We start from the raw sequence: 13,552 nt of genomic DNA on the forward strand, positions 1-13,552 counted from the left end.
CGGAATTCGGTGCCGCATATGAGCACGGCTCCAACGTCTCGTCGGGGCACACGGTTTCATAACAAGTGGTACAGACGCAATATTTTTGTTCGGAAGGCCAATTGCGACGCGACGCTGGCGATCTGCTGCCATCTGGCGGATAATGCGGTGAGGGTGCGGGCGGCAAACACGGAGAGCGTGTCATGGCCATACACAAAGTCGGTTACCTCATCGGCAGTCTTGCCCGGGAATCCATCAACCGCAAGCTCGCGAAGGCGCTCGTTCAACTTGCCCCTCCCGAACTCGACATGACCGAAATCGCGTTCAAGGATCTGCCACTGTACAGCTACGACTATGACGCCGACTTCCCACCGGCAGCCCGGGATTTCAAAAAGGCGATCGCCTCCGTCCAGGCCGTATTGTTCGTCACCCCGGAGTACAACCGCTCGATCCCTGGTGGATTGAAGAACGCAATCGACTGGGCCAGTCGGCCCTACGGCAAGAATTCGTTCGCGCGCAAACCGTCGGCTGTGATCGGAACATCGCCGGGCGCCATCGCGACCGCCGTCGCCCAACAAAGCCTTCGAAGCGTTCTGAGTTTCTGCAATTCGCCCCAGATGAACGCGCCTGAAGCCTACATACAGTTCACGCCGGGGCTGATCACCGACGACGGCGAGGTGACGGTCGAATCCACTGAGGACTTCCTGCGCAACTACATGGCTGAGTTTCACATGTTCATAGCGCGAGTGCTTCAGGTTCTGCCGCCGGACGCATAGATTCAAATTGGGCGTCAAGCCAGACGCAAGCTCGCAATCCTCAGCGCGCCGAGCGCGACGAAGCATAGCACGGTGACGGGAAAGATCATCCAGTTCAGCATGGTCCAGCCCCAGGCATTGTAGACCATGCCCGACATCAGCGAGGCGCAGGCCACGGAGCCGAACAGGACGAAGTCGTGGAACCCCTGCACCTTGCCCTTTTCGGAAGGCCGGTAGCTGGCCGCGACCATGGCCGTGGCGCCGATGAAGCCGAAATTCCAGCCGAGGCCGAGCAGGATCAGCGCCGTCCAGAATTGCCATAGCGCCAAGCCGGACAGCGCGACGACCGCACAGCCGATCAGCAGCAGGAGGCCGACCGCGACAATGCGTTCAGCACCGAAGCGATGGATCAGCGATCCGGTGAAGAAGCTCGGCCCGAACATTGCCATGACATGCCACGAAATGCCGAGCGTCGCATCGTCCTCCGACAGGCCGCAGCCGACCATGGCGAGCGGCGCGCCGGTCATGACGAAGCTCATCAGGGCATAGCTGCCGACCGCGCAGAAGAGTGCCGCGACGAAACGCGGCTGCGTGACGATCTCGGCCAAGGGCCGGGCATCGCTGCCGGCAATTTCCGTTCCGCCGGCGGCGGCCCTCGCCGGCAGGCGCAGCAATGACAGGATCGCCGCGCCGACGGCGGCTAGCACCAGGATGGATGCGAACGAACCGGCAAACATCACCGGTGCGAACAACTCGCGGGTGAAGATGACGATCTGCGGTCCCAGAATGGCGGTGATGATGCCGCCCGCCAGCACGAAGGAGATGGCGCGCGCCTTGAACTGCGGCGGCGCATTGTCGGCGGCGGCAAAGCGGAACTGCTGGACGAAGGCGCCACCGACACCGATCACTGTCAGGCCGAAGGCAAACAGCCAAAAACTGCCATGGAAGAGTGCCAGCGTCGCGACCAGACCGCCAAGCGCGGTGACGATCGTACCGGTCATGAAGCCGCCGCGCTGGCCCATGGCGCGGATGATGGCCGCCGCCGGCAGCGCACCGAGTGCCACGCCGAGATTGAAGCCGGTGATCGGCGCCGTCGCCAGCGACTTGTCCGGGCCGAGCAGATATTGACCGGCAAGCGCGCCCATGGAGATGGCGATGGGCGCTGCCGAACCGATGATCGCTTGCGAGGCGGCGAGGATCAACGCGGTGCGCCGCGCCTCCCTGGCCGCCTCGATGGCGACCGCCGTCATGAAGCGTCCTTGCCGCGTCCCTCGCCACGCACCCGACGGGAGACGCGATCGAGCACGGCGTTGACCAGCTTCGGCTCGTCTTCCTCGTAGAAAGCCTTGGCGATATCGACGTATTCGGAAACGATCACCGCCACCGGCACGTCTTCGCGCTTCATCAGTTCGTAGACACCGGCGCGCAGGATTGCGCGCAGTGTCGAATCGAGGCGCGACAGCGGCCAGTCATCGGTCAGCGCCTGGCGGATAACCGGATCGATGGTTTTCTGGTCCTCGACGACACCGGTGAGGATGGCGCGGAACCATTGGGCATCCGCCTCGCGGTAAAGCGCGCCATCGACTTCCTTGCCAAGGCGAAACGCTTCGTATTCGGCAGTGATCTCGAAGACGCCGCTGCCGGCGACATCCATCTGATAGAGGGCCTGCACGGCGGCAAGCCGCGCCGCGCCGCGCTTGTTGGCGTGGCGCACCGTGGGCTGTCCGGGCGAAGCGGGGTCGCTCACGATCGCGCTCCCAGTCGTTCCTTGAGCGCGATCATGGTCAGCGCCGCGCGCGCGGCAAAGCCACCCTTGTCGCCCTCCGAACGCTTGGCTCGCGTCCAGGCCTGCGCGTCGTTTTCCGTGGTCAGGATGCCGTTGCCGATACAGACCGAGTCCTGCACGGACAGGTCCATCAGTGCGCGGCTGGATTCATTGGCGACGATATCGAAGTGATAGGTGTCCCCGCGGACGACGGTGCCAAGCGCGACGAAGCCGTCATAGTTCATGCCGCCTTCCGCCGCGCCGTCCAGCGCGAAGGTAATGACGGCGGGAATTTCGAGCGAACCTGGAACGGTGACGACGTCGTAGGTCGCACCCGCTTCGTCAAGCGCGCTCGTCGCGCCTTCGAGCAGCGCGTCGGCAAGATCGTCGTGGAAGCGTGCCTCGATAACGAGAAGGTGGGCCTTCTTCTTCGGGCGAATGAACGCTTTGCCGTGTTGGGATGTGCCAGCCATAAATGTCTCCGGGATCGCCGGTGACTTAGGCCGAAGCCGGATTGATCGCAAGCACAAGATTGCCTCATTGGGACGGGGTACCGAGATCGGACAGTCTGTAGCGAGGCTTTGAGCCCAGGCAACAATGGCGTGGGCCACTACTCGGCCAGCATCTACATCGGCCACCCCAGCCGCGCTTGCACTTTGGAATTCCTGTTTTCCATCACCGCTAGTTCCTCATGAACAGCTCGGCGATGCTCAAAGCCCCTCTTTCGCCGCTTCCGCCAGGCGGGCCGCATAGCGGGCCATGGTGTCTATCTCGAGATTGACGCGGTCGCCGACCTGGCGCTCACCCCAGGTGGTGACGGTCAGCGAATGGTGGATCAGAAGCACGTCGAAGCGGGTGCCTTCCACCTTGTTGACGGTGAGCGAGGTACCGTCGAGCGCGACGGAGCCTTTCGGCGCGATGAACTTCGCCAGCCCGCGCGGCGCTTCCAGCGTGAAGCGAACGGCGTCGCCTTCATCCTTGCGCTCGACGATCTCGGCCGTACCGTCGACATGGCCCGACACGATGTGGCCGCCAAGCTCGTCGCCGATCTTCAACGCCCGCTCCAGATTGATCCGCGTGCCTGATTTCCAGCCCATCGCCGTCGTCAGCCGGAGCGCCTCCTCCCAGGCCTCGACTTCGAACCAGCGCGCGTTCGAGCCGCTGTCGGGCAAGGCCGTCACGGTAAGGCAAACGCCGCCGCATGATATCGAGGCGCCGATGGCGATGGTTTCGGGATCATAGGCGGTGTCGATACGCAATCCCACGCCTTCCCGCAGCGGCTTGACGGCCGCGACGGTGCCTATGTCGGTAACAATGCCGGTAAACATCGGTGTTGATCCTAAAAGTCTCTTATCCACTCGGCGTAGCTGTCCTCGCCGAACCGCATCTCGCGCAGTTTGCGAAATCCCGCCGGGACATGGTTGGCATCGATGGGCGATGCAATGCCCCCCTTGCCAATCGCCTCCGGTCCTCGGAACAGCACGATGCGGTCAACCAGGCCTTCCGACAGGAAGGCGCTGGCCACCTTGGCTCCACCTTCGACCAGCACGCTGGCCATACCGAGCGCGGCAAGATCCTCGAGCAGTTCCGGCAGCGCCACGCCGCCTTCATGCGTCTCGGTGCCGATGAAACGCACGCCGGCGCGTTCGAGCGTTGCCCGCCGCAGAGGATCGGCTTCCAGGCAAGCCGCGACGTAGAGCGGCACCCGGTCGACACCGGACACCAGTTTCGAAGTCTCAGGCAGCCTGATCTGCCTGTCGAGCACAATGCGCGCCGGCGACCGGTTCTCCAGTCCGGGCAAGCGCACCGTCAGCGCCGGGTCGTCCTCCAGCGCCGTGCCAATGCCGATCAGGATGGCATCAGCCTCGGCGCGCATCAAATAGACTTCGCGGCGCGCAATGTCGCCTGTGATCGACACCTGCCCAGCCCCCTCCATGCCGATCTTGCCGTCGCTGGAAAGCGCTAGCTTGAGAGTCACTTCCGGCCGTTTCCTAAGCGATCGAATGAGATAGCCGGCCATCTGCTCGGCGGCCTCCGTCGCCAGGACATTCTCCACAACATCGACGCCTGCGGTGCGCAGGATCGCGTAGCCTTGGCCTGACACGCGCGGATCGGGGTCGCTGGCGGCGCCAACGACGCGCGCGATGCCGGCATTGACCAGAGCGTTGGCGCAAGGCGGCGTGCGTCCGTGATGCGCGCAAGGCTCCAGCGTGACGTAGGCGGTGGCGCCGCGCGCCAGTTCGCCCGCTTCGGCGAGCGCCTCGGTCTCGGCATGCGGGCGGCCGCCGACAGCGGTGACGCCGGTGCCGACAATCATCGGGCCCAAGCCATCGTCGCGCACGATGAGTGTACCAACGGAAGGATTGGTTGAGGTCCGGCCCGCATTCCTGCGCGACAGTCTGAGTGCGGCTGCCATGAAACGGCGGTCAAGGGCTGCCTGTCCGGCCTCGCTGCGTTCCGCCATGCTCAGCCAGCGTCCTCTTCGCTCTTGTCCTCGTCGCCTTTCAATTCCCCCAGCAGCTCATGGAAATCCTTGGCCTCGCGGAAATTGCGGTAGACCGAGGCGAAGCGGACGTAGGCGACGTCGTCGAGCGACTTCAGCGCTTCCATGACCAGCCGTCCAACCTCGCCCGAGGCCACTTCGGTCTCGCCGGAGCTTTCCAGCTGGCGCACGATGCCGGTCACGGCACGATCGATGCGCTCGGGATCGACATTGCGCTTGCGCACCGCGATCTCGACGGAGCGCAAGAGCTTGTCGCGGTCGAAAGGCACTTTTCGCCCCGACTTCTTGACCACGACGAGGTCGCGCAACTGCACGCGCTCGAAGGTGGTGAAACGGCCGCCGCAATCGGGGCAGACGCGACGCCTGCGGATCGCCGCGCCATCCTCGGCGGGGCGCGAATCCTTCACCTGCGTATCTTCGGACTGGCAATAGGGACAGCGCATTGAGAGCCTTGGGTTCACGAATCTGGTGAGGCGAAAAGGCTTAGAGCCTTTTGCCACGATGGCAAGGCACGCAGACCCTTTCGCGTCAGAGATAGCGAGCCGCGAGGCAGATTGCCAGCACCCGCCTTCGCGCGCTTGGCTAGGGTGCAACGTCCTTGGTCGGAAAGCCGCATGATGTGCCGAGGTTGCGGTAGGCTTTAGTGAAGCCGTCCATCGGAATGCTGGCGAAAGCCTCTTTGCCGAAAGCGACATCGAGCGAGGTGACTTTGCGCATGGCTCGCAAGAGCGCGAGACTGGTCTTGGGCTGGTTGTCGACCGTCCAGCTGGGACGGCCGTTCACGGCATCGTTCGAATAGACGGTGGCGGAAACTTTGACGCCAGGATCACTAAAAGTCGCGGCGATCTTCTTGCCAGTGGGCAGGTTCCGGTTGTCGACAATAAGCATGATGGCCGGGTAGGCGTCCGGCGGCATGGCGTCGCCGTTCGAGATCGACAGCGTCAGCGTGCCCGAATTGCCGCTGGCATCGAAAAAGGCAGTCGAAGCGGCGCAGGTCTTGCGCGCATCCTGCCCGGTGTCGAGCGTATCGACGATGGTTGTCCATCTGCCGAAGGTAGCGGTGGCGGGCACTTCAGGGGCGGTCTGCGCAAGGGCAGTCCCGGGCAATGTCAGGGAAACGGCCAGCAAGCCATGGGCGCCAAGGATGGCGGGACGGAAATTACGCATCGTCTGGTCTCCAGTTCGGCGCGTCGACCGATCGGGGGTCGGCGCGCCGCTGGCGGATAAGAGATGACGCGTGGCGCGAGGTCAACCGAGATAAGGGTAGAGCGGGAATCGATCGGTCAGCGCCACGACCTTGGCCTTGACCGCGGCCTCGACCGAGGCATTGCCCTCATCGGAATTGGCGGCCTTGAGGCCATCCAGCACCTCGGCGATCAGCTTGCCTATTTCGCGGAACTCGGCCTGGCCGAAGCCGCGCGTTGTGCCGGCGGGCGTGCCGAGCCGCACGCCGGAGGTGACGAAGGGCTTTTCCGGGTCGAAGGGGATGCCGTTCTTGTTGCAAGTGATGTTGGCGCGCCCAAGCGCTGCCTCGGCGCGCTTGCCGGTGGCATTCTTGGGGCGCAGGTCGACCAGCATCAGGTGGTTGTCGGTGCCGCCCGACACGATGTCGAGGCCAGTCTCCTGTAGGCTGGACGCCAGCGCCTTGGCGTTGGCGGCGACGCTCTCGGCATAGAGCTTGAAGCTCGGCTTCAGCGCCTCGCCGAAGGCAACCGCCTTGGCGGCGATGACATGCATCAGCGGTCCGCCCTGCAGGCCGGGGAACACTGCCGAGTTCATCTTCTTGGCGATCTCCTCGTCGTTGCACAGGATCATGCCGCCGCGCGGGCCGCGCAGCGACTTGTGCGTGGTGGTCGTCACCACATGGGCATGCGGCAGCGGCGAGGGATGCACGCCGCCGGCGACGAGGCCGGCGATGTGGGCCATATCAACCATGAGGTAGGCGCCGACCGCATCGGCGATCTCGCGAAAGCGCTTCCAGTCCCAGATGCGCGAATAGGCGGTGCCGCCGGCCAGGATCAGCTTCGGCTTCGTCTCATGCGCCGTCTTCTCGATGGCGTCCATGTCGAGCAGGTGGTCGTCCTTACGCACGCCGTAGGACACGACCTTGAACCATTTGCCGCTCATGTTGACTGGCGAGCCGTGCGTCAAATGCCCGCCGGAATTGAGGTCGAGGCCCATGAAGGTGTCCCCCGGCTGCAAGAGAGCCAGGAACACCGCCTGGTTCATCTGGCTGCCGGAATTGGGCTGCACATTGGCGAAGTTGCAGCCGAATAGTTTTTTCGCGCGCTCGATCGCCAGCTCCTCGGCGACATCCACGAACTGGCAGCCGCCATAGTAGCGCTTGCCCGGATAACCCTCGGCGTATTTGTTGGTCATGATCGAACCCTGCGCTTCGAGCACGGCGCGCGAGACGATGTTCTCAGACGCGATCAGTTCGATCTCGTGGCGCTGGCGTCCGAGTTCGTTGCGGATCGCGCCGAAAATTTCCGGATCGGCATCTTCCAGCGTGGTTTCGAAGAAGGATTCGAATTTGTTCGACGCTGCCGCTGCTGTTGCCATGGCCTGAATTCCTTAGGTCCGGAGGTCGGTTTTGTCTTGCGCATGCCGTTGTCCCAAACCCCTGCACATTTTTGTGTGACAGGATTGGGTTCGCCGCGCCATTAACACAGTTGTTTTCGCCTCGCCACGTTTGCGGCGCGAAATTTGCTGGCCGGATTGCGGCAAGCAGAGCGGCGAACCGTTATTTCCTGTCGCGCCGCTGCTTCAGAAGAGCCTCGGTCAAGGTGATCTCGGAAAACAGCGCCCGCATCGTATGGTCATTGATCTCGCGGCTGAGAAACATGGCGCGTAGCGCGGCGCGCTCGGCTTCTATGCCGGCCGCCCTGAGTTCAAGCTCCAGACGGCTCGCCTCGCGCGCCTCGGCACGCGCTTCGTCGGCCTCGTCGGAGGCGGCGATGCGGCGCCGGTAGCCGGCGACGATGCTGTCGGCAACGGCGAGCCGTGCCTCGACGGCCCCGCCCTCGCCTGCCTCATTGGCGATGCTCTCGATCCTGGCGATCGCCGCATTGGCTGCGCCGACCCGCGCCCGGCGCTCCTCGGCCGCTGCCGGGTCCTCGCCCGGTTCGACCAGCCCGCGAGCGATCTTCGGCAGCGCGAGGCTGGCGATGGCCAGCGAGCAGATGATGACCCCGGCGGCGAGGAAGATCACCACGTCGCGGGCCGGGAACGGCGAGCCGTCCTGCAAGGTGAGCGGCAGCGACAGGATACCGGCCAACGTGATCGCTCCGCGCACGCCGGCGACCGATCCGGCGAGCCGCACGCGCAGGCCGAACGGCTCGGCCTTTCGCTTGCCGAGCCGCGCCGCCATGGCGCCCGCCATGTCGCCGATCCATATCCACAGGAAACGCAGGCCGATCAGGCAAAGGGTCAGCAGCAGGACTGTCAGCACCGGCTCGATGATCCAGTGCCGGCTGGACAACTCCGGCGGCACCTTACGGATGATATCGGGAAATTGCAGGCCAAGCAGGATGAAGAGCGCGCCGTTGAAGACGAAGGACAGCGTCGACCACAGCGACATCGTCTGCATGCGCGCCGAGACACCGAGAAAGCGGAACATGCCGGAAACTCCGGTCAACAGGCCGGCGGTGACCGCCGCCAGGATGCCCGAGGCGCCGATATGCTCGGCGCCGAGATAGGAGACGAAAGGCACCAGGATCATGACCAGAACCTGCGCCTCCGCCGGCACGCCGCCGATGCGGTTGAGCAGTTGCAGCGCCTTGGCGGCAACGAACAGCGCCGCCATGCCGGCGAGGATGCCGGCAGCCACGGCATAGAGAAAGCTCAGCGAGGCCGCGGCGAAGGAAAAGCTGCCGGTCAATGCCGCCGCCACGGCAAAGCGGAACATGACCAGGCCCGAGGCGTCGTTGAGCAGCGACTCGCCTTCCAATATATGCATCAGCCGCGCCGGAACGATGTTCCTGTCGACTATGGAAGACACCGCCACCGCGTCAGTCGGCGACAGCACCGCGGCGAGCGCGAAAGCGACGACGAGCGGGATGCTGGGCACCAGCCAATGCAGGGCGTAGCCAAATCCGACGATGGTGAAGAAGACCAGTCCGATGGCAAGGTCGAGGATGGGGCCACGCAAGGCGACAAGCTCGCGCTTGGGCGCAGCAAAGGCATCGGCGAACAGAAGCGGCGGAATGAATACGAGCAGGAACAGTTCCGGATCGATCTCGACATGCAGCCCGCGCGCCGGCCAGGCCAGCGCAGCACCCATGGCGATCTGCAGCACCGGCAGCGGCAGCCGCACCAGCCGCACCAATGCACCGGAAAGCGCCACCAGGACGAGCACTACGAGGATGAAGACGGCAACTTGCATGGTCCGATTCCCGGCAGTTTTGCCGACCATGCGCAACCGCCCGCGCTTCGTCCAGCCGGAGCGCGCCTACGCAGAGTTGGAGGTCAGCGGCGGTGTGAATGGCCTGGCGGCGACGACAGAAAAGGCCGCTCAAGAGCGGCCTTTTCCCTGAATAATCAATTGCTTAGAGCGACGAAGTGATCTGTAGCTCGTTGTTTCCGTCGAGGCCATACATGTCGTCGCGGAACTGGACGACGCCGGGGCCCGTCGACCAGGCCGAGAGATAGAGGAAATGCACCGGCACCGGGTTGGTGACCTGGACCGGCGTGTTTTCGCCGGTCTTGATCGCAGCCTCGAAATGCTGACGGTCCCAGCCGGGCGTGTCGCGAAGGATCCAAGTGACGAGGTCGCGCACGTTTTGCACGCGTACGCAACCCGAGGAATCGAAGCGCATCATCTTGCCGAACAGGCTCTGCTGCGGCGTATCGTGCATGTAGACGCCGTCCGGGCTCGGGAAATTGATCTTCACCGACGCCATGGCGTTGTCCGAACCGGGATCCTGGCGGAAACGGTACTTGGCCGCGTCGTCGGTCGACCAGTCCACATTCATCGGATCGACTTCGCTGCCATCTGGCGCAAACAGGCGAATATGGCTGTTCTTGAGATAATCGGGGTCCTTGCGCATCAATGGGATGATGTCCTTGCGCACGATCGACACCGGCGCGTTCCAATATGGATTGACGATGATCTCGTTGATCTTGGAATTGACGATCGGTGTCTGGCGATCGATCTTGCCGACGATCGCGGTATGGCGAAGCACGACGCGATCGTTCTCGACCGCCTCGACCTGCGCTGCCGGAATATCGACCAGCACATAACGGCTGCCAAGCGTGCCCGCCTTCTCCTTCAATCGCTGGAGATTGGTTTGCAACTGGCCGAGCCGGATCTGCGCCGAAACGTTCATCGCCGCGTAGGTATATTTGCCCAGCGCTCCGTCGGCCGGCAGGCCGTGGCGCAATTGGAAGCGCTTGACCGCCGAGTCGACATAGGAATCGAAGGCCGTCGAGATGCCGGCGCTCTGCGACAGGTCGCCGGCGACCATCAGGCGCTTGCGCAGCGGCACGACATCGGGATCGTCGACGCCGAGCTGCAGTTTCTTGGTCGCGGGAACCTCGACCCAGCCGCCCTGCCCGACAATGTTCTGGTACTGCGCCACAGCCTGCTCGGTGAAGGCCACGGTCTGCGGGCTGAAGATCGGCAGCGTCGAGGCCACCTTGCCGCCTGCGCTGGCGCGGGCGTCGAACTGATCGTCCCAGTTGCCGCGCGCCGAGGACTTCAGGATGTCCCCGATCACATCCTGCGCGCTGGCGCGGCCGGCAACAACGGCGGCTGCGAGCGCGGAGGCTCCGGAAAGGAAGAAACGGCGGCTGGTTCTCATGGACGTTCCAGACATTTGTAGCAGTTCGAACACTTGCTGCGTTGATCATCGGGCGATCTCGCCCGCACTCTAAAATTGGCAATCTTAACAATTAGCCAACCATGGTCCGCATCACCTCGGTGTAAAAACGCGCAAGGCTACCGCGGCTGCGGGTGAACTCATGGTCTTCACCACAGCATCACTGCCATCTTCGGTTCCATTGGAATATGGCGGCAACGTGGCCTTGGCCCGCAATTTGCTTCGGCCAGCGCAACGAAAAGAAAAGACCGATGCTTTTCGGCACCGGCCCTGACTGGAGGTCGCTGTTGCGGCCGCGCTTCTGTGGCGCGGCTTCTGATTGGGGATGTGGCTTACATCCGGTAAGCGATGGTGTCGTTCCAGAAGCGGTCGAGGCGCTGGAGGGCGCGGTTCATCTGCTTGAATTCGTCGGTGTTGATGCCGCCGACCTGCTCGATCGAGCCGACATGGCGCTCATAGAGACCGGCGACCACGTCCGCCACCTCGTTGCCCTTCGGCGTCAGCGAGACGCGGACCGAACGACGGTCGATGCGCGAGCGCTGGTGGTTGATGAAGCCGAGATCGACAAGCTTCTTGAGATTGTAGGAGACGTTCGAGCCGAGATAGTAGCCCCGCGAGCGCAACTCGCCGGCAGTCAGCTCCGAATTGCCGATGTTGAAGAGCAGCAGCGCCTGGATGGCGTTGATGTCGGAACGGCCATTGCGGTCGAACTCGTCCTTGATCACGTCGAGCAGACGGCGGTGCAGGCGCTCGACCAGTTGGAGCGATTCCATGTAAAGGGAACGGATTGCCTCGCGGCGATCGTCGGAAACGTTGGCGGTCTTTGCCGCCGGACGCGAATTGATCATTGTCTTTGCCTCTCGTTTGTCGCCCTGGTGATTTTTTGTTTTTCACCTTGATCGCGACACTATCGAATACTCATAAAATTCGACTTAAACGCCAAGGCTAACAAGAGCTTACCGGTAATAGGTTTCGCAAGACGCTTAACGAACGGTCACTCGAGCAAGGATAATTAACCTAAAGATTTAGCCAATGATTTCAGGGCGAAATCCGATCCGCCGGATCGCCGGCGGCGCGTGCCGGCTTCAGGTCCGGGGCGTCCGCTTCTGCAGATAGATGACGAGGCGGAAAACGACATAGAGCAGCGCCACCCCCGCATGCGAGACGACGATGAGCGGGCGGCGGCCGAAGAGTTCGGGAAAGCCGGCATACATGACGATCTCCGTCGCGGCGCAGATGAACCAGATCACCGGCCCCCAGGAAGCCAGCATCCATAGGCCGGCTGCGGCAAAGGGAAAAAACACGGCGAGCATCACCGCTGTCACCTGCCAGTGGACCGGCATCAGGTCGAAGCGCCACAGCGAGCCGGGATAGAAGCCGATAAGCCTGATCCAGTACAGGATACCGAACAGCAGGCAGTATCCTGATATGATTCGCTGGAACCAGGCGAAGATAACCTCCACCCCTGAAGGCTGAAGCACGACGCGTCTGGACGTCACCTCACTCATAGCGCGAGTTCCCGTTCACCGAGCGAGGCAAAATAGGCATCGACATCCGCGTCGTCGACCGCATCGAGGGTTGCCGGCAGCCATTGCGGCTTGGAACCCTTTTCGATGATGGTGGCGCGTATGCCTTCGTAGAAATCGTGGCCCGCGAGCATCCGGTTGAGGATGCGGAACTCCATCTTCATGCATTGATCCATCGGCAGCGTCAGGCCGGCAGTGATCTGGCGCCAGGCGACACGAAGGCTGGTCGGCGAGCGCGTCAGGATCGTCGCCAGCGTCCTTGCCGCAAACTCATCGCTCCCTGCCGCCTGCTCCAGGCTGCCGATGATATCGGCAAGCGACGCCTGCGCGAAGTGGTGGGCGATCGCCTCCAGCACCTGCCTGTCCGTCTCGCGCTTCGCCGGGATGAAGAAGCCGCGCAGCACCGATTCGGGATCGCCGGTGGCGGCGAGCTGGTCGAGAAAGCCAACCTGGTCCTGCGCCTTGATCGTATGCGTGGCCAGCCCGGACCACAACGCGTCGCCATAGCGGATACGATTGCCGGTCAGCGCCAGGTACATGCCGAAGGAACCGCCAAGATCGGGCAGCAGATGGCTGGCGCCGACATCCGGGAAAAAGCCGATTCCCACCTCCGGCATGGCGAACTGCGCATTTTCCGTCATCACCCGATGCGATCCATGAAAGGAGATGCCGACGCCGCCACCCATGACGATGCCGTCGATCAGCGCCACATAAGGTTTTTTGAAACGCGCGATTTGGGCATTCAGCCGATACTCGTCGGTGAAGAACTCGACGGGCGGCTTGCCGGCCCGGCCGGCCTCGTAGATGTGGAGAATGTCGCCGCCGGCCGAAAACGCCCTGCCCTCGGCCTTGACGACGACGACATCGACGCTCCAGTCCCGCTCCCAAGCGTGCAATGCCTTGGCGAGCGCGTTGACCATCCCGTGCGTGACCGCATTGAGTGCCCGCGGCCGCGTCAACGTGACGATGCCGGCCCGGCCCAGATGTTCGAAGCGGATCTCGTCGCCTCCGCCAAAATCCATCGTGAAAGAATCCCTCCCCCGCTCCGCCGGGACTGAAGTGCTAAAGCGTGGCCCATGGCCGCGTCAATGCCGGCATGCCGGCAGCGCGTCTTGGCCGGCATGCCGGCAGCGCGTCTTGGCTCGTGCCGGAGCCTAGTGCTAAAAGAGCCGTTGTGGCCGCAACGCCGGGAACCGCACGGCGAC

General features: G+C 63.4%; 15 protein-coding genes. 1 reads left to right on the forward strand and 14 read right to left on the reverse strand.

Features of this window, described 5'->3' with window-relative positions; translation table 11 throughout:
* Positions 1-56: 56 nt before the first annotated feature.
* The gene (locus LB547_RS05795; RefSeq protein WP_181169666.1) at positions 57-266 is read right to left on the reverse strand and encodes a hypothetical protein; all 210 of its coding nucleotides are present in this window, start codon (positions 264-266) and stop codon (positions 57-59) included.
* Between LB547_RS05795 and LB547_RS05800 the strand changes: the two genes are divergently transcribed.
* Positions 183-755, forward strand: a complete 573-nt coding sequence (locus LB547_RS05800; protein ID WP_140494031.1) for an NADPH-dependent FMN reductase — start codon at positions 183-185, stop codon at positions 753-755. The genes LB547_RS05795 and LB547_RS05800 overlap by 84 nt on opposite strands.
* A gap of 14 nt (positions 756-769) precedes the next feature.
* On the opposite strand, the gene LB547_RS05805 is transcribed toward LB547_RS05800, so the two are convergent.
* The 13 genes from LB547_RS05805 to LB547_RS05865 form a co-directional block, all read right to left on the reverse strand.
* A complete protein-coding gene (locus tag LB547_RS05805; RefSeq protein WP_140494033.1) occupies positions 770-1,984 on the reverse strand; it encodes an MFS transporter in 1,215 nt (404 codons plus the stop codon).
* Positions 1,981-2,481, reverse strand: coding sequence for a transcription antitermination factor NusB (nusB, locus tag LB547_RS05810; protein WP_140494035.1), 501 nt, complete (start codon positions 2,479-2,481; stop codon positions 1,981-1,983). The genes LB547_RS05805 and nusB overlap by 4 nt, the downstream gene beginning before the upstream one ends.
* Positions 2,478-2,972 carry a 6,7-dimethyl-8-ribityllumazine synthase gene (gene ribH / locus LB547_RS05815; RefSeq protein WP_140494037.1) on the reverse strand — a complete coding sequence of 165 codons (495 nt, stop codon included), beginning with the start codon at positions 2,970-2,972 and terminating at the stop codon, positions 2,478-2,480. The genes nusB and ribH overlap by 4 nt, the downstream gene beginning before the upstream one ends.
* Before the next feature lie 237 nt (positions 2,973-3,209).
* Positions 3,210-3,827, reverse strand: a complete 618-nt coding sequence (locus tag LB547_RS05820) for a riboflavin synthase (protein WP_140515697.1) — start codon at positions 3,825-3,827, stop codon at positions 3,210-3,212.
* Positions 3,828-3,838: 11 nt separating this feature from the next.
* Positions 3,839-4,963: a bifunctional diaminohydroxyphosphoribosylaminopyrimidine deaminase/5-amino-6-(5-phosphoribosylamino)uracil reductase RibD gene (gene ribD / locus LB547_RS05825; RefSeq protein WP_140761618.1), complete on the reverse strand. Its 1,125-nt coding sequence runs from the start codon at positions 4,961-4,963 to the stop codon at positions 3,839-3,841.
* Positions 4,964-4,965: 2 nt separating this feature from the next.
* Entirely contained in the window at positions 4,966-5,445 is a 480-nt protein-coding gene (gene nrdR, locus LB547_RS05830) for a transcriptional regulator NrdR (RefSeq protein WP_010915593.1), read from the reverse strand.
* Between the two features lie 139 nt (positions 5,446-5,584).
* The gene (locus LB547_RS05835; RefSeq protein WP_140761621.1) at positions 5,585-6,169 is read right to left on the reverse strand and encodes a hypothetical protein; all 585 of its coding nucleotides are present in this window, start codon (positions 6,167-6,169) and stop codon (positions 5,585-5,587) included.
* 81 nt (positions 6,170-6,250) lie between these two features.
* Positions 6,251-7,564 (reverse strand): serine hydroxymethyltransferase, encoded by a 1,314-nt coding sequence (gene glyA / locus LB547_RS05840; protein ID WP_140494046.1) that lies wholly within the window; start codon positions 7,562-7,564, stop codon positions 6,251-6,253.
* A gap of 181 nt (positions 7,565-7,745) precedes the next feature.
* Complete coding sequence (locus LB547_RS05845) at positions 7,746-9,386, reverse strand: Na+/H+ antiporter (protein WP_140515693.1); 1,641 nt, start codon at positions 9,384-9,386, stop codon at positions 7,746-7,748.
* A 163-nt stretch (positions 9,387-9,549) separates the two neighbouring features.
* A complete protein-coding gene (locus LB547_RS05850) occupies positions 9,550-10,803 on the reverse strand; it encodes a L,D-transpeptidase family protein (protein ID WP_140761624.1) in 1,254 nt (417 codons plus the stop codon).
* Positions 10,804-11,153: 350 nt separating this feature from the next.
* Positions 11,154-11,669, reverse strand: coding sequence for a transcriptional regulator LdtR (ldtR, locus tag LB547_RS05855; protein WP_013896002.1), 516 nt, complete (start codon positions 11,667-11,669; stop codon positions 11,154-11,156).
* A gap of 237 nt (positions 11,670-11,906) precedes the next feature.
* On the reverse strand, positions 11,907-12,329 hold the full coding sequence (locus LB547_RS05860) for a DUF6163 family protein (RefSeq protein ID WP_140515691.1): 423 nt from the start codon (positions 12,327-12,329) through the stop codon (positions 11,907-11,909).
* Complete coding sequence (locus LB547_RS05865) at positions 12,326-13,369, reverse strand: enoyl-CoA hydratase/isomerase family protein (RefSeq protein ID WP_140761628.1); 1,044 nt, start codon at positions 13,367-13,369, stop codon at positions 12,326-12,328. The genes LB547_RS05860 and LB547_RS05865 overlap by 4 nt, the downstream gene beginning before the upstream one ends.
* Between the last annotated feature and the right edge of the window lie 183 nt (positions 13,370-13,552).

This window comes from Mesorhizobium sp. B264B1B, from assembly GCF_020165765.1.
Taxonomy (GTDB): Bacteria; Pseudomonadota; Alphaproteobacteria; order Rhizobiales; family Rhizobiaceae; genus Mesorhizobium.